This window comes from uncultured Psychroserpens sp. (genome assembly GCF_947492715.1).
GTDB lineage: Bacteria > Bacteroidota > Bacteroidia > Flavobacteriales > Flavobacteriaceae > Psychroserpens.
Map to the genome: position 1 here is coordinate 83,406 of NZ_CANLNS010000008.1, position 16,722 is coordinate 100,127.

General features: G+C 32.9%; 17 protein-coding genes. 10 read left to right on the plus strand and 7 right to left on the minus strand.

What is annotated here, in order from left to right:
• Positions 1-2 precede the first annotated feature (2 nt).
• Genes Q0787_RS17120 through Q0787_RS17135 form a run of 4 tightly spaced genes read left to right on the plus strand, consistent with a single transcriptional unit; the run spans position 3 to position 4,888 of the window.
• A complete protein-coding gene (locus Q0787_RS17120; protein ID WP_298904164.1) occupies positions 3-587 on the plus strand; it encodes a hypothetical protein in 585 nt (194 codons plus the stop codon).
• Positions 587-973, plus strand: a complete 387-nt coding sequence (locus Q0787_RS17125; RefSeq protein WP_298904167.1) for a glyoxalase superfamily protein — start codon at positions 587-589, stop codon at positions 971-973. Before Q0787_RS17120 ends, Q0787_RS17125 begins: the two co-directional genes overlap by 1 nt.
• A complete protein-coding gene (locus Q0787_RS17130) occupies positions 970-2,505 on the plus strand; it encodes a carboxypeptidase-like regulatory domain-containing protein (protein WP_298904169.1) in 1,536 nt (511 codons plus the stop codon). Before Q0787_RS17125 ends, Q0787_RS17130 begins: the two co-directional genes overlap by 4 nt.
• Before the next feature lie 4 nt (positions 2,506-2,509).
• Positions 2,510-4,888: a hypothetical protein gene (locus tag Q0787_RS17135; protein ID WP_298904171.1), complete on the plus strand. Its 2,379-nt coding sequence runs from the start codon at positions 2,510-2,512 to the stop codon at positions 4,886-4,888.
• Between the two features lie 43 nt (positions 4,889-4,931).
• Here the strand turns inward: Q0787_RS17135 and lysA are convergent, their stop codons facing one another.
• The gene (lysA, locus tag Q0787_RS17140) at positions 4,932-6,137 is read right to left on the minus strand and encodes a diaminopimelate decarboxylase (RefSeq protein ID WP_298904173.1); all 1,206 of its coding nucleotides are present in this window, start codon (positions 6,135-6,137) and stop codon (positions 4,932-4,934) included.
• Positions 6,138-6,256: 119 nt separating this feature from the next.
• Here lysA and Q0787_RS17145 point away from each other — a divergent pair, with 119 nt between their 5' ends.
• The 5 genes from Q0787_RS17145 (at position 6,257) to Q0787_RS17165 (ending at position 10,762) form a co-directional block, all read left to right on the plus strand.
• Positions 6,257-6,913 carry a hypothetical protein gene (locus Q0787_RS17145; RefSeq protein WP_298904174.1) on the plus strand — a complete coding sequence of 219 codons (657 nt, stop codon included), beginning with the start codon at positions 6,257-6,259 and terminating at the stop codon, positions 6,911-6,913.
• 139 nt (positions 6,914-7,052) lie between these two features.
• Entirely contained in the window at positions 7,053-8,243 is a 1,191-nt protein-coding gene (gene sucC, locus Q0787_RS17150) for an ADP-forming succinate--CoA ligase subunit beta (protein ID WP_298904176.1), read from the plus strand.
• A 215-nt stretch (positions 8,244-8,458) separates the two neighbouring features.
• The gene (locus Q0787_RS17155; protein ID WP_298904178.1) at positions 8,459-9,244 is read left to right on the plus strand and encodes a hypothetical protein; all 786 of its coding nucleotides are present in this window, start codon (positions 8,459-8,461) and stop codon (positions 9,242-9,244) included.
• Positions 9,245-9,378: 134 nt separating this feature from the next.
• Positions 9,379-10,215, plus strand: a complete 837-nt coding sequence (locus Q0787_RS17160) for a hypothetical protein (protein ID WP_298904179.1) — start codon at positions 9,379-9,381, stop codon at positions 10,213-10,215.
• Positions 10,216-10,378: 163 nt separating this feature from the next.
• Complete coding sequence (locus Q0787_RS17165; protein WP_298904181.1) at positions 10,379-10,762, plus strand: hypothetical protein; 384 nt, start codon at positions 10,379-10,381, stop codon at positions 10,760-10,762.
• A gap of 47 nt (positions 10,763-10,809) precedes the next feature.
• On the opposite strand, the gene Q0787_RS17170 is transcribed toward Q0787_RS17165, so the two are convergent.
• From Q0787_RS17170 to Q0787_RS17185, 4 genes are all read right to left on the minus strand, one after another.
• On the minus strand, positions 10,810-11,340 hold the full coding sequence (locus tag Q0787_RS17170) for a hypothetical protein (RefSeq protein WP_298904183.1): 531 nt from the start codon (positions 11,338-11,340) through the stop codon (positions 10,810-10,812).
• 138 nt (positions 11,341-11,478) lie between these two features.
• Entirely contained in the window at positions 11,479-12,180 is a 702-nt protein-coding gene (locus Q0787_RS17175; RefSeq protein ID WP_298904185.1) for a phosphoadenylyl-sulfate reductase, read from the minus strand.
• Between the two features lie 81 nt (positions 12,181-12,261).
• The gene (locus Q0787_RS17180) at positions 12,262-12,504 is read right to left on the minus strand and encodes a DUF1456 family protein (RefSeq protein WP_298904187.1); all 243 of its coding nucleotides are present in this window, start codon (positions 12,502-12,504) and stop codon (positions 12,262-12,264) included.
• 7 nt (positions 12,505-12,511) lie between these two features.
• The gene (locus Q0787_RS17185) at positions 12,512-13,321 is read right to left on the minus strand and encodes an alpha/beta hydrolase-fold protein (RefSeq protein ID WP_298904189.1); all 810 of its coding nucleotides are present in this window, start codon (positions 13,319-13,321) and stop codon (positions 12,512-12,514) included.
• A 270-nt stretch (positions 13,322-13,591) separates the two neighbouring features.
• Here Q0787_RS17185 and Q0787_RS17190 point away from each other — a divergent pair, with 270 nt between their 5' ends.
• Positions 13,592-13,993, plus strand: a complete 402-nt coding sequence (locus Q0787_RS17190; RefSeq protein ID WP_298904328.1) for a TerB family tellurite resistance protein — start codon at positions 13,592-13,594, stop codon at positions 13,991-13,993.
• Here Q0787_RS17190 and uvrB read toward each other — a convergent pair.
• Together uvrB and Q0787_RS17200 are read right to left on the minus strand one after the other, a co-directional pair.
• Positions 13,990-15,996 (minus strand): excinuclease ABC subunit UvrB, encoded by a 2,007-nt coding sequence (gene uvrB / locus Q0787_RS17195; RefSeq protein WP_298904191.1) that lies wholly within the window; start codon positions 15,994-15,996, stop codon positions 13,990-13,992. The genes Q0787_RS17190 and uvrB overlap by 4 nt on opposite strands.
• Positions 15,997-16,075: 79 nt before the next feature.
• A complete protein-coding gene (locus tag Q0787_RS17200; RefSeq protein ID WP_298904193.1) occupies positions 16,076-16,720 on the minus strand; it encodes a hypothetical protein in 645 nt (214 codons plus the stop codon).
• Positions 16,721-16,722 lie beyond the last annotated feature (2 nt).

Sequence of the window (16,722 nt, forward strand, 5' to 3'; positions counted from 1 at the left end):
AAATGAAAAACACGATTGTCATTATCGCACTTGTTATTAGTGCAATGTGTTACGCACAAGATACTTCAGAAGAAAAACTACCATATTATGAAGTTCCAGAATATTCAAAAGAGTTTACAGCTGGTACCATGGCAGCGAGGATGGTAGATGGATTGGGGTTCAGGTTTTATTGGGCAAGTGAAGGTCTTACCGAAAAGGATTTAAATTATAGACCAAGTAAAGACGTGCGTTCTTCAGAAGACACTATAGATCATATTTTAGATTTATCATATATTATTGTGAATTCTACATTAAAACAACCAAATAGTCGAGTTGATAAATCGAAGATGACTTATGAAGAAAAGCGTAAGCAAGCATTAATGAATTTGAAAACAGCAGCAGAGATTTTAAGAGGAAGCGACGATATATCTCAATATAAAATCATTTTCGGTGAGAATGAAATCCCGTTTTGGAATCAAGTTAATGGACCAATTGCTGATGCTATATGGCATTGCGGGCAGTTGGCTTCATTTAGAAGAATCACCGGGAATCCAATCAACCCTAATGTAAATCATTTTACAGGTAAAGTCAAAGAAGCTAAAGATTAATGGAAAAAGCATTTTTAAAACAAATTCATCCAGTTCTGCCTGTAAGGCATGTCATGAATGCTGTTCATTATTATGTGGATGAACTTGGTTTTAAACTTGCGTTTAAAGATGCTGGCGATGATCCTGGGTATGCAGGAATTATAAGAGATGGTGTTGAAATTCATTTACAATGGCATGATGAAAATGACTGGGTAGATGGTATGGATAGTGTGTTGTTGAGAATTTATGTTGAGAATGTAGATGCCCTATTTCAAGAATATAGCACTAAGGCAGTATTTCATGAAAACACAGAACTTAAAGATACCTCATGGGGAACACGTGAGTTTGGGATTTATGATAAAAATGGTAACGGTTTGGTGTTTTATAGAGATTTAAAATCATTATGAGTAATTTAAAAAAGATAATCATATTTGGTAGTTTTATTTTAGGCTCTGTTCAAGTCTTTTCACAAGGTGTTGAAGAGATTTTCTGTAAGCTCATTGAAGAGGGAACAAATTATCCGGTACCTTATGCAACCATCCAATTTAAAAATGATGGTAACGGTATTGTAGCTAATGTAGATGGTGATTTTAGAATTCCTTATCGCTACAAAACATCAAGAGATACTTTAATCATCTCATGTTTGGGCTATAAAACAGAAAAAATTGCGGTTGCCTCACTTCAGGATAAGAAGGTAAATTCAATACATCTTAGTCCAAAAATAGAAGCGCTTAACCAAGTACTTATTAAAGGTAAGAAAACGTCAATTAACGATCTCGATGCCTATACCATAGTTAAAAAAGCTGTGGCTAGTATTTCATTAAATTACCCCAAAACACCATATTCTTCTATCGGTTATTATAGAGATTATCAGGTTGTACGAGGAAATTATTACAATCTAAATGAAGCCATAATTGAATCATTTGATGCAGGCTTTGATACAGATATTATGACCGATGCCTATAATGAAAGCGCCATATTAAGTTATAAAGAAAACAACGAATTCTCAAGAGATTCTACCTTATTAATAGCCTATGATGGGGATTCAAAATATATTAAGAACACAACCTTGTCTGGGCAGGGAGGTAATGAGTTAGGTATTTTGAATGTTCATAACCCTATTCGGAATTTTGAACATATGAGTTTTTCATTTATATACGTTTTTAAACGCAAATTTTTGGAAAACCATGAGTTCGATCTTTCTCGTAAAGTATATCTTAATGATGATGTTATTTATGAAATTTCATTCAAAGCTAAACCTGGTTTAGTGGGCAGTAGTCACAAGGCTCATGGTAAAATTTTTATAGCCAAGGATGATTTTGCTATTCACAAATTGGAATATGTTGTACTTGAAACGAATAATATAAACCCACTATTTGAAGTCCTAATAGAATACAAACCTAAAGGTGATTTTATGTACCTTAATTATATCACTTTTAATAACAGATTTGTAGTGAGTAATAAATTTGTTTTTGATGTTGAAAGTGTTGATTTTAATGTTTATGAACAAGCCTTTTATCTGAAGTTTAATAATAAACTTGATACTACAACTGTAGATAGGAAGGACTTTAGATTTAAATATCAAAAGCGAAAACTAATGGTGAAGAAAGCCGAAATTATTGATCAACAAACGGTTAAAGTAACCATTGCCGATTGGAGTTTGCCAGAGACCATTGATGAAAATACCAATATGAGCGCATTTGATTATAGAGTGAAAAATATCTATGATGTTACTAATAGAAAAATTTTAAGTGCGCCAAAAATTGAAGCCTATCAATTTAGAGAATTTTTTGCTCAAGATGTTTTTGAAAATAGAGTTAAGCCCAATGATTTGAAGTTTATTTTGAAATATAAACCATTGTCTGAAGCCGCTATAAATCCGTTAGAGTCAAATAGTGATTATTGGATGAATACACCTTTAAAGAAAGCTAACAACTAATAAGATGAAGAACTTAATTATTCTAATATTGCTTGGAATGTGGCCTGTTATTGGTTTTTCCCAGGACACTAGTGACATTATAGATGCTTACGATGATTTTACAGACTTATCTAGAGAACAGGTTTATGTGCATCTTAATAAAAGCACTTATATCTCTGGAGAAATGCTTGGTTTTAATGCTTATGTATTTCTTAAAGATATCAAGCAACTTTCTACGAATACGGCAAATTTGTATTGCCAAATATTAGATAAAGAGAATAAGATAATTACAGAAAAACTGCTCATGATGAATCAAGGGGTGTCTCGTGGCGACTTCATGATTGACAGTACATATACGAGTGGAGAATACAAATTTAAGGCATATACCAATTGGTCTAGAAATTTTAGCAATGAACAAACTTATTTTCTTGAGACGTTTGATGTGATTAATCCAGATGATAAAATTAATGACAAACCAACCGATATTGATAAGTCTATAGATGTACAAGTGCTGCCAGAAAGTGGTCACTTATTGTTAGAAACATCCAATGTAGTTGGTGTAATAGCCAAAGATAAATTGGGTTTGGGTGTTCCTAATTTAAAGGTTGATGTAATTAACAAAGAGGGAGAGGTATTAAGCTCTATAACCTTAGATGATTTTGGGATAGGTAAATTTTTATTACATCCAATCAAAGAACAAGACTATAGTTTAGAATATTTTTATAACGACAAAAAGGTCGTTCAAACATTGGAAAAAGCTGAGCATAGTGGTGTTTTATTATCCATTAAAGAACTATCATCAGATAATAGTATTGGTTTAGTGGTAAAAACTAATGATGATGGTTTTAAGCGCTTTGGAAACAAAAATTTTAAACTTATTATTCATAATGGATCAAGTGCAACGGAAGCTATACTAGGTTTTAATGGGACTAAAGAATCTGTGACCTCAATCCCCTTAAGTGATCTTTATAGTGGGATAAACATATTTACCTTATTTGATGAACAAAATAGACCAATAGCAGAGCGACTGTATTTTAATTTTGAAGGCTTACCAGTGAACACTATTTCAAAGTCATCCCTGAGTCGAAAACCAAATGACAGTTTAGAAATTAAATTAGCATTACCTCATGTAGACCCTAAATTATTGCAAAATTTAAGTGTGTCTGTATTGCCTTCAAAAACAAAAAGCTATGCACATCATCAAAATATCATTTCTGCAGTATATCTGCAACCTTATCTAAAGAATGCAGTAGAACATGCCTCTTATTATTTTACTAATATTAGCAATAAGAAAAAATATGAATTAGATAATCTACTACTTACTCAAGGCTGGAGTAGTTATGATTGGACGACTATTTTTAATGCTGCACCAGAGCCCATTTATGATTTTGAGGTAGGGATTAATTATACCATAAATGCAAATAACAGTAAAGGTAAAAGCCTATTAATCTATCCTAATATTAATACTAAATCTGAAATATTAGTATTGTCAGAGCGTGAGAAAACATTCGAAAAACGAGGGTTTTTTCCGCTTGATGATGAGAAAATTAGAATAGGTGAAGTAAAACCTAATGGAAATGTGGGTGCCTCTAATGTGGTGCTGCAATTTTCGCCTTCTCAAGTTGCAAGATTTCCTACGGCTTATCTTCCTATGACAACACTTAAAGGTAACCAGTACGCCGCATCAAATCCCGATACTTTTGAGTTTGGAGATATTGAATCTTTGGATGAAGTTAGACTTTACGCCAAAAAGAAATATACAAGAATTGAAAAAATACAGAACAAAACACTTGGTAAAATCATAGATTTTGGGGAACACGAAAGACAGTTTTATAAAACCTTTGCGCAATTTATAAGTGAAAGAGGGTTTTATGTAGATGAAACCCCAAACGTGACTAATGGTGGAAAAGATTATTCTAGATTTCGGATTACAGCTTTAAATGTGCCCTCAATAAATGCAACGAAGATTCCAATAATTTACTTGGATGATGTGTTTTTAGTCGATTTTGATATTCTATACAAGTTTAGCATGGAACATGTTGATTATGTTGAGGTTAATAAAGGTGGTATTGGCGGAGGTATTAGAGGAGGAGCAGGTGTTATAAAAATATATACAGATCCTTTTAAGCAATTCAAGGTTAAGAAGAAGGTATCATTTACAACCTATAATATTCCATTGACCTACAGTACGCCTAAACGATTTTATGTGCCTAAATACAGAAATTATAAGTCTAACTTTTTTCAAGAATATGGAGTCATTGATTGGGTTCCTAATGGGAGATTAGATGACAATGGCAATCTTTATATTAAAATTCAGGATACTAAAACTCCTATTAACCTATTTGTTGAAGGCCTTGTTAATGGTCAAGAATTAATTTCTCAACGTATAGAATTAGACAACTAGAATTTAAAAAGCGCAAGACATTATCTTGCGCTTTTTTGGTTGGTTATAAATCAATAGCGACTTGGTTATGTATGATATCTTCAAAAGTTTCTCTTTTTCTAATCAAATGTGCCTTTTTGTTATGCCATAATACTTCGGCAGGACGATATCTAGAGTTGTAATTGGAAGCCATAGAATAGCAATAAGCTCCCGCATTTTTAAAGGCTAGTATATCGTCTTCGTTAATTTCATTGATGCGCCTATTGTTGGCAAAAGTGTCTGTTTCGCAGATATAGCCTACAACCGAATAGAAACGTTCACGACCTTTGGGGTTTGAAATATTTATAATCTCATGTTGTGCTCCATATAACATAGGTCTAATAAGATGGTTAAAGCCAGAATCTACTTGAGCGAAAACTGTTGAAGTCGTCTGCTTTACAACATTAACGCGTGTTAAAAAATAACCAGCTTCGCTTACCAGAAATTTCCCTGGTTCAAAGGCTAATGTAAGTTCCTTGCCGTAGCTTTTACAAAACGCATTGAAGCGCTTAGATAATTTGTTTCCTAATTCTTCTACATTAGTCTCTATATCTCCAGTTTTATATGGCACTTTAAAGCCAGATCCAAAATCTATAAAATCTAAATTTTTGAAATGTTTGGCAGTGTCAAATAAGATTTCACTGGCATATAAAAACACGTCAATATCAAGAATATCACTACCAGTATGCATGTGAATACCGTTAATATTCATTTGTGTGTTTTCAACAATTCTAAGTAAGTGCGGAATTTGATGTATCGAGATTCCAAATTTACTATCAATATGTCCAACAGATATATTTGTGTTCCCACCTGCCATTACATGTGGATTAATACGAATACATACAGGTGTTTTTGGATGTTTTGTTCCAAACTGTTCTAGAACCGATAGATTGTCAATGTTAATTTGAACACCTAATTCGGCTGCCCTTTCAATTTCCGCAAGTGACACACCATTTGGTGTGAAAATTATTTGTTCTGGCTTAAAACCGGCTTTTAGACCTAATTGAACTTCCTGAATAGAAACAGTATCTAGTCCAGAACCCAACTGATTGAACAACTTTAAAACAGAGATGTTAGACAATGCCTTTACAGCATAATTCAATTTTAAGTGTTTGACCTTACTAAATGCAGAGGTTAAACGTTTATACTGAAACTTAATTTTTTCGGCATCATAAACATAAACAGGACTCCCAAAGTCCTTAGCAACTTGTAATAAAGTATTTGGTTTCATTTGTGGTATTACTTAAATTAAATGTAGTTAAGTTGTCAAAATTAAATGTAATACCGCTTGAAAACATAAAAATGAAAAAATATTGCTAAATTTACACAAAATGTTAAATAATTAACAAATTGAAGACAATTGCATCTTGCGTACAGGAGATTATTGTGTCAAGCCCATTCTTAGAAGAAGGCCTGTCAAGACAGATTATTAATTTTTCTGCTTTGGCAGAGGACTTAAACAAACCTATTTCTGAGATGCTCAGAAAACCTGTGAAAAATGGAGCAATTATGATGGCTTTACGTCGTTATCAACAGCCACTTCATTTAGAAAAATCAGAACGTCTAAATAGAGTGTTTAAAAACTTAGGAGATATTACTGTACGGTCAAACCTTAGTGACTTTACATTTCAAAATTCAAATACACTCATCCATAGTCATTCTAAGGTATTGTCAAAAATAGGTGTGAATCATCAAATCTTTTATGCGTTCACTCGTGGCGTGTTTGAAAGCAATATTATTATTTCAACGTCTGAGCAAGAAAGTATTTCAAAGGCATTTAAAAATGAAGTGCAAATTGGATTGCAGGATAAATTATCTGCTATTAGTATTTATTTGCCCAAAGGCAATTCGAAAATCGCAGGATTATATTACCAAATATTTAAGCGTTTGGCTTGGGAAAATATTACGTTGTATGAGGTTGTTTCTACAACCAATGAATTTACAATTGTTGTTGAAGATTACTTAGTTGATAAAGCATTTTCAGTTATTAAACGTTTAAAGACCTAAGCATTCCGAATACTCAAATTAGAACGCCATAAATCAATATTAAAAACTATTGGTAAAAACTTTTAGTATGATTACTTTTGTGGTCGTAAAAAATGACTTCGGAAACTAATCGAAGACAAACCATAAATTTCAAAACCAAATGAATTTACACGAATATCAAGGAAAAGAATTATTAAGCAGTTTTGGCGTACGTATTCAGCGTGGTATTGTAGCACAAAATGCTGATGAAGCGGTTGAAGCAGCTAAGAAGTTAACTGAAGACACTGGTACAGGTTGGCACGTAATTAAAGCACAAGTTCACGCAGGTGGTCGTGGAAAAGGTGGAGGAGTTAAGTTGGCTAAAAGTTTAGACGACGTTAAGACAATTGCTGGTCAAATTATAGGAATGGACTTAGTAACACCTCAAACTTCAGCAGAAGGAAAACGTGTACATCAGGTATTAGTTGCCGAAGACGTATACTATCCTGGAGATTCTGAACCAGAAGAATATTACATGTCTGTATTACTAAATCGTAGTAATGGACGTAACATGATTATGTATTCTACAGAAGGAGGAATGGATATTGAGACGGTTGCAGAAGAAACACCACACTTAATTTTTACTGAGGAAATAGATCCAGCAACGGGTATTTTACCATTTCAAGCGCGCAAGGTTGCCTTTAACTTAGGATTATCTGGAGCAGCGTTTAAAGACATGACAAAATTTGTTACAGCTTTATATACAGCTTATGTAAAGTCTGATTCGTCTTTATTTGAAATTAATCCGGTTTTAAAAACCAGTGACGATAAAATAATGGCAGTTGATGCTAAAGTATCTTTAGACGATAATGCCTTATTTAGACATAAAGATTTAGCAGCATTGCGTGATTTACGTGAAGAAAACCCAATTGAGGTTGAAGCGGGAGAGAAAGGCTTGAACTATGTTGATTTAGATGGAAACGTAGGATGTATGGTTAATGGCGCAGGATTAGCAATGGCTACCATGGATTTAATTAAGCAAGCAGGAGGAGAGCCAGCTAACTTTTTAGATGTTGGAGGAACAGCAGATGCAGCTCGTGTAGAAGCAGCGTTTCAAATTATTCTTAAAGACCCAGCTGTAAAAGCTATTTTGATTAACATTTTTGGAGGTATTGTTCGCTGTGATCGTGTAGCTCAAGGTGTTATCGATGCTTATAAAAATATGGGAACAATCAATGTTCCAATCATTGTGCGTTTACAAGGAACTAATGCAGACATTGCTAAAGAATTGATTGATAATTCTGGATTAGATGTAATGAGTGCCACTGAGTTCCAAGAAGCAGCCGATAAAGTACAGACAGTTTTAGGCTAGAGTAGTTTAATTTATATATAAAAGGTCTCACAGATACGATTTATTTGTGAGACCTTTTTTTGTATAGAACTGTTTTGCACTGTCTAATTATTATCTTATTTCTATTGCTACTCTAACTCAATATATATTAAATGTTTAATTTTCAAGGACTAAGACGTTTCGTTTTGATAAATTTTTAATAACTTCATAGGAAACTAATTCAAAATTCAATTATTATGAAAAATCTATGTCTTCTCCTCATGTGTATGTTAGCCGTTAATTTAAGTTCAGGACAGGCCACTACCGCCGTTGAATGTAATCCAGGTGGATTGGCGCCAGGAGGTAGTATTACACCCCGAGATTTAACCAGTTCTACACCTTCTGATATTAAGTTAGAGATTCAAAACTTTAGAGGTTATTTACCTAATCAAACGTTTAATAACTTAAGTCATATACCTCAGGCAACATTTCAGAATGCAAGAATTACAATTAATGCAAATCCAACAATAGTATTGGCACGTTATAACCCTATGACTAATGCTTTGCAAATTAAGAGCAGCGATAAGGTTTATAATATTGTTAAGACCGATAATCTAAAACTAACGTTTTTAGCAACTAATCAAACGTATCAGGCCATTTCGTATGTAGATGATAATGGGAATAGCGTTATTGATTACTTTGTTTTTGATGGTAAGAATGCTGACAGCCAATTGCTTAAAAAAGTTGATTATAAATACACAAAGCCTAGAGTCGCGTCAAATACATATAGTGCAGATAAACCAGCTAAACTTAAAAAACAAGAACGTTTTTATGTGATGAATCAAAATAGAAAACTGGTTAACTTATCTACAAATAAAAAATCTATTAAAAGGGATTTTCCGAAGCAATCAGAATTAATTTTGGCTTTTATTAAAAACAATAAAATAAAAGCGAATAAGGAAAATAGTTTAAAAATGTTAGCTAATTATATTACGACACTCTATACAAATACAAATGACGGCACTCTAGTGGCTGCTAAGTAATCTGTTATATTTAACATCTAAAAAAAGCGCTCATATTGAGCGCTTTTTTTATGTTTTATTTGCTGTCATTGTAAGGATGTTCTGGCATAAAAATTGTGATGTTATTATACTATTAACATTATAAATTTAAGATTATGAAGAAAATTACAATTTTGGCACTTAGTGTTTTAATGGTAAACATTTGTGCTGCTCAGCTAAGTGGAGGAGGATCAACGTCTTTTAGCGTGAATAATGATAATCCGTTAGCAGGAGCTTATTTAACAGGACAAGGTATTTCGCCTAGTTATAAAAACCTTGGTAGGTTATTTGGGTGGAATACGATTTACAACGGTTATGGTAATCGTGGTTATGGAGGGTCAGATCTTAACCCAGTTATTTACAACTTAGATCGCTCGTTAAACATGCGATGGAGAAGAGCGAAAATATTTATTAATGGTCAGTTTAATCATTTCTCTGCTCGTTATAACCCTATTTCTGATGATATCGAAATTAAGGATAACGATAAAATATTCCAACTTATTAAAAGGAATAATGTTCAAATTACTTTTTTAGATAGAAATGAAACCTATATCGTGAAGCCATACAAAAACAACCTAGGTCAGGAGGTTGCAAGTTACTTCTTAATCGATGAGGATAGTAAGGCATCTGGATTGCTCAAAAAAAGAGTCTATAGCTATGTTAGTACCAAAACATACAAACGTAATCGAAGTGCTAGAACCCATAAGCCTATTAAATTCAAAATGGAGGATCACTATTATATTATAAATGATAATAAATTGGTGGCGTTAAGTACAAATAGAAAATCTATAAAACGAGATTTTCCTGAAGATGCTAAATTGATATTGACATTTATTAAGGAACATAAGATTAGAAAAAACACAAGAAACAACTTAAAAGTTCTAGCTACATATATTTCAAGATTAGAAACAAACACCTATGATAGAACGGCAGTTGCACTCCATACGTTTTAGTTAAACCTAGACTATCAATCTAAAAGAGCTCCCAATATGGGAGCTTTTTTATTTATGTTAAAGAACTATTAATCAATGTTAAACACTGTTAATTCATGTGTCTATTGTGTAACATTCCAAAATATTGGTCGTCATTTAAGTATCAATCATAAAACAATTCATCATGAAAACTTTAAAAATGTTAATACTAGTCGTAGCAGTTACGTTTAGTAGTGCGCTTCAAGCAAGCACAGATCCAATTAAAACTGACCCAGTTAAAACAATCAAGAAAAAGAAAAAAAGAAAATCTGTTGTGCCAAACTCTGTTGAGGCGACAATAGGAGATTTATTGAAAAATCCAACATTTAAATTTTACGAAGGTATGAGTGCCGATGTAGAAATTACGATTAACGAAAAAAATGAAATGGTGGTCTTATCTGTAGATACTCAAAACAAAGCATTTGAAAACTTTATTAAAACGCGTCTGAATTACAAAAAAATATCAAAGGACGCCATAACTTATCAAAGAAGATTTAAGTTTCCGGTAATACTTACTAAGAAAAAGTAACTAAGGGATTTTTGTTTAAAAAAGCGTTCATTATTTGGACGCTTTTTTTAATGCCTTTTAGTTTTTATTAATGTTTCTAAAGTCTTAGTCATTATTAAAGCTAATGTCTTATTCTCTTTAGAAATTAAAGGATGTATTTTTTTATAAATCTCTTGGTTTAATTCATTTTCGGGATGTGAGGCGTCAAAAATAAAGTAGAAAACGTCTTCAATGTCTTTGACTTTTCTTTTGGCAAGGACTTCGCAAATGGCCTCAGTATCTGTCTCAAAACGTTTGTAGATTTGAAATCCATTTTGTATATAATCGGCACCATAGAAGCCATCTATACACATATCAATGTACTTGTTATAATACTGTTGAGGTGGGACAGAGTTATTTTTGCTAAAAAAACTCACCCAAGGATGAGCTATATATAACATAGGTGGTGGTTCGTTATTCGCTTTGGCTTTATCATGGCTAAGTGTAGCATCGAGATATAAGAGATCTAACATCTTATCAAAAGAGTTAGGCATTGCACAAAAGAATTCACGCTCATAATTTTTCTTGGCATCACCTTCTGAAATTTCTGCCTTTTTCATTAAAGTATTTAATAATTTAATATGAGCTTCGTCAAAGGATAGTTTCAACTTGTCGCAATTTATAGTATGCTCTTGAGCATTTAATAAAATTGGCGTCAGTATACATATTAAAATATAAATGGACTTAAAATTCATTTTTTACAAATGTAATCCACATTCTGTTTTAGGGTTGTTATTCCATCGACCATCACGATCTTCACCTGGTACTGTACAATGTTTGCAACCAATAGAATGATAACCTTTGGCAACTAATGGGTGAAATGGTAAATCATGTGTTTTAATATAGGCATCTCGTTTCTCTTTAGAGATATCGAGTAAAGGATAAAATTTTAAAATCTCTCCACGCAATTCAAAAATATCTAAACTAGAGCGATGGTCACTTTGCCATTCCATTAAACCAGAGACCCAAACTTTATATTTGCTTTTGATAATATCTAGGGGCTTAACCTTGTTAATAGAGCAACAAAAATCTGGATTCTTTGTCCAAGTTTTATCTTTTGTTGTGAATTCATGTTCCTCTTTTAAGGCACTAATTGAAGAGACATTTAGTCCATAGCGTTTTGTCAATTCTTCTTTATACTTTAAGGTGTCATCAAAATGATATCCCGTATCAATAAAAAAGACCTCTTGCTTTTTGTTGACCTCAGAAAAAAGTTTAAGTAAAAAAGCTGATGTTGCTGCAAATGAGCTAGTTAACATAACTTCGGAAATATCAAAATCCTTATATAATTGTTCTATGCGTTCTGTAGCAGATAATGGTTTATACTTTGTGTTGAGTGCCTTTATTTCAGCTTCTGAAATGTTAGGGACTACTTTTTTTAGAGAGGAAATTTCAAACATAAGCGAACTTTAATACCATGCAAGGTAGTATACAATTCTGAAGAATTGACAAACACTATACATTTTTATGAGAATGATAATTTATGACTTCTTTTTTTGCGGTTTTGGCATTGGACCACGCAAATGAATAATTAATCCATTTAAAAAATTTCTTAAAATTTGATCGCCACATTCCATATAATTGGGATGATCTTCTCTTCTAAAAAAGGCGTTTAACTCGCTTTTAGAAACTCTAAAATCGACCAGCTCCAAAATTTTAATAATATCATCATCGCGTAATTTGTGGGCTACTCTTAGTTTTTTAAATATGTCGTTATTAGTCATGTTATTTCTATTTATCTTTAGTTAACCATTGAAATGCCTCAGGAAAATTAGAACTCCAAAGCGCTTCATTGTGCTCACCATCTTTAATTATTTTGTTTACAATACAATCTTGTTTAACCCCTTTCTTTAAAAGCAGTGTTACCATTTTTTCTTGATCGGGTACCATAGTATCACCTTCCTTATCTCCAACTAAAAAGAAAAATCTTGATGTTTTAGGGATTTTGGTAGTAGATGCCAATTCATAAATTTTATCACTTACCCAAAAGGAAGGAGAAAACACGCCTGCATTACCAAAGGTTTTAGGATATTTAACAGTTGCATAGAATGCCATTAAACCCCCTAAGGATGCTCCAAAAATTGTGGTGTTTCTGGCTTCTGATTTAGTTCTGTAGCTTAGATCTATATGAGGTTTTAAGGTATTTATGATGAACTGCATAAAGCTGTCACCTTTACCGCCACCATAAGTCTCATGAGGATACGGTGTTAACTCTTCTAAACGTTTACTATTACCATGTTCAATGCCTACAACGATAACCTCTTTATTGGTAAGCCTATCTAAGTATTCATCAATTTTCCATTCGCCAACATAGGAGGTTTGATCATCGAATAAATTTTGAGCATCAAACATATAAATTACAGGATACGAAAGTTGTGAGGTCGTATAAGACTTTGGTGTATAGACCCAAATCGTTTTAAGAGTATCTAATTGTGGTGCTTCAATTTTAAATGTCGATACATTTTTAGATGCTGTGCTTTGAGCATTACATAAGGTTGTTATACTTAGTAAGCACAATAAAAATAGTGTGGCGTTTTTCATGCAAAAATCAATTAAAACGAATGTACACAAAATTTAAGAAATAGGTACTATGCCGTTTATCGATAATAAATTTTGAAAGTCAAAAAATCGATGAACTGCACAATTTTTTTAAACAACTGATAATCAGGTGTTTAAAATTAAAATATGTATGAAAGTAAGAAAATAACGACGAATTGCACTTTATTTTTCGATGACTTACAAATTATAGAGGATTATAACCTAAACAAACCTCTTAAATTTATAAAACTAAAAATCATGAATCCCTCTAATATGATAAATCGTGTTGAAAAGCTTAGTCTTCTATCTGAAATGATAGCCTTTGCGCAGACAGACGAAAATATAAAATCTATTGAATATAAATTTCTTTCGAGTATTGCTAGGCAACTAGAAATATCTAAAGAAGATTTCGATTACTTATTTGAACATCCAGTTACCTATGTACATTTAAAATCACATAGCGAACGTATTGTCCAATTCCATAGATTAGTTTTGTTAATGAACCTAGATCATCAAATCTCTAATAAAGAATTGGTGAAACTCCATAATTTCGGATTACGAATGGGGCTAAGCCATGAATCTATTAATCGTGTTTTAGATTTAATGGAGAGCTTTCCGAATAAAATTGTACCACCAGACTTTTTAATTGATATCTTTAAAGTTCAGTATAACTAAGAAACTTTTAGCTTCTCTAACTTTGTTTGATAGGTTTTAATTTCATCACGCAATTGCGCAGCAATAATAAAATCCAGTGCCTTAGCTGCTTGTTCCATTAACTTTCGTTTCTCACGGATTTTTTTTTCTAACTGACTTTTTGTTAAGTATTCACTTTCTGGTTCTGCTGCTCTCGCTGCTTCCAATTCATAACTATACGTACTTACCGAGTTTTTAGACAACGCATTATCTAAACTCTTATTTAGGGCTTTAGGTGTAATATTATGTTTAGTATTGTAAGCAATTTGTTTTTCGCGTCTGTATTCAGTTTCGTCTATTGTTTTTTGCATGCTTTTCGTAATTTTATCAGCATACATAATAGCCTTTCCGTTAAGGTTTCTTGCGGCTCTACCTACAGTTTGCGTTAATGAACGCGTAGAACGTAAAAAACCTTCCTTATCGGCATCTAAAATCGCTACAAGAGACACTTCTGGTAAATCTAAGCCTTCACGAAGTAAGTTAACACCAACCAATACATCAAATAGTCCTTTTCGCAAATCTTGCATTATTTCAACACGCTCAAGGGTATCAACATCACTATGAATATAGCGGCATCTAATTTGGATACGATCAAGATATTTCGTTAACTCTTCAGCCATACGTTTGGTTAATGTGGTCACCAAGGTGCGTTCGTCTTTCTCAACACGTTGTTGTATCTCTTCTATAAGATCATCGATCTGATTTAAACTTGGGCGAACCTCAATGACAGGATCTAGTAATCCTGTAGGTCTAATCACTTGCTCTACATAAATACCGTCTGTCTTCTGAAGTTCATAATCTGCAGGCGTAGCACTTACATAAATCACCTGATTTTGCAAGGCTTCAAATTCTTCAAACTTTAAGGGTCTATTATCCATGGCAGCGGGTAAGCGAAATCCGTATTCTACCAAGTTTTCTTTTCTACTTCGGTCGCCACCATACATGGCGTGAACTTGAGAAATTGTAACATGACTTTCATCAACAACCATCAAATAATCATCTGGAAAATAATCTAGTAAGCAAAACGGTCTTGTACCAGGTTGACGTCCATCCAAATATCTAGAGTAGTTTTCAATTCCAGAGCAATACCCTAATTCGCGAATCATTTCCAAATCAAATTCGGTACGCTCTTTTAGGCGTTTTGCTTCGAGGTGTTTTCCAATGTCTTTGAAATAATCATGCTGTTTTACCAAATCATCCTGAATGTCTTTAATCGCATTTTGTAAGATATCTGGTGATGTTACAAACATATTTGCAGGATAAATATTTAAACGATCATAATGTTCAATAACCTCATTGGTTTGAATATTAAACTGTTCAATGTCTTCAATTTCATCGCCAAAGAAATGGATACGAAAGGCATCGTCGGCATAGCTTGGAAATACATCTACAGTATCTCCTTTTATTCTGAAATTTCCATGGTTGAAATCGGCTTCTGTTCTAGAGTATAAACTCTGTACAAGCTTGTGGAGTAAGTCGGTTCTCGAAATTTCTTGATCAATTTCCAGTGAAATTACATTCTTCTGAAATTCTACAGGATTTCCAATACCATATAAACATGACACTGAAGCGACAACAATAACATCACGACGTCCAGATAATAGGGAAGAGGTTGTACTTAAACGCATCTTCTCAATTTCCTCATTGATGGATAAATCTTTTTCTATATAAACACCCGAAACAGGAATATAGGCTTCAGGTTGGTAATAATCATAATAGGACACAAAATACTCGACGGCATTATCTGGAAAAAATTGCTTAAACTCAGAATACAGCTGGGCTGCAAGTGTTTTATTATGGGCTAAAACCAAAGTTGGTCGCTGTACTTCTTGAATCACATTGGCGACGGTAAACGTTTTACCAGAACCAGTTACACCTAATAAGGTTTGATAGGTTTCATTGGTCTCAATACCCTCTACTAATTGTTTAATGGCTTGAGGCTGATCTCCTGTGGGTTTGAATTCGGATTGTACTTTAAAACGCATCCTACAAAGTTACGATAAAGATTAACGGAAATCAATGGTCATTGAATTCTAAAAAAGAACTATTTTATTTCATAAGAAACTAAAGTAATTTTTCAATCTTTTTTTCTACATAAAAAGCACTAATAAGCGCAATTAGCATTGGAATTGCTACGGAAAACTCTAAATCTATAAAATCAAATTTAACAGCAATTCTTAGTACAGCCATTACGGCAAAACCAAATGCAAGTATCATTCTAAACGCATGGCGTTTTATAAAAAATAGATGGTTTTTATCGTTAGATTTTAAACGTTTAAAATCTCTAAAAACCATCAAAGCAAAGGTAAATGAAAATAGAAGTCTAGCTAATGTCCCTAAACTAATTTTAGATAAAATCAATATCAATTGAAATGTAGCAAAGGCAAATAATATAATTGGAAAAATAATAAGAATAGTATCTATTAATTTGGAGTATTTTCTTTTATGACGTAATGCTGAAATTGAAGTCAGCATACAATAAATTGTTGCCACACTTAGCAAAATAGCTAAAGGTCTAAATTCTTCAATCATGAATTTAACAATAGACAATGAAGCATAGAGCATTCCAAAAAAGAAAACACGCCCTCCAATGATGTGAAACCTAGAACCTTTTTTTGTGACAAGCGCTATGATACCACCTAGAAAGGCAATGCTTCCTATTATTGTATGTGACCATTGCGTGAAATCTATTACCATGAGAATTTTCATAA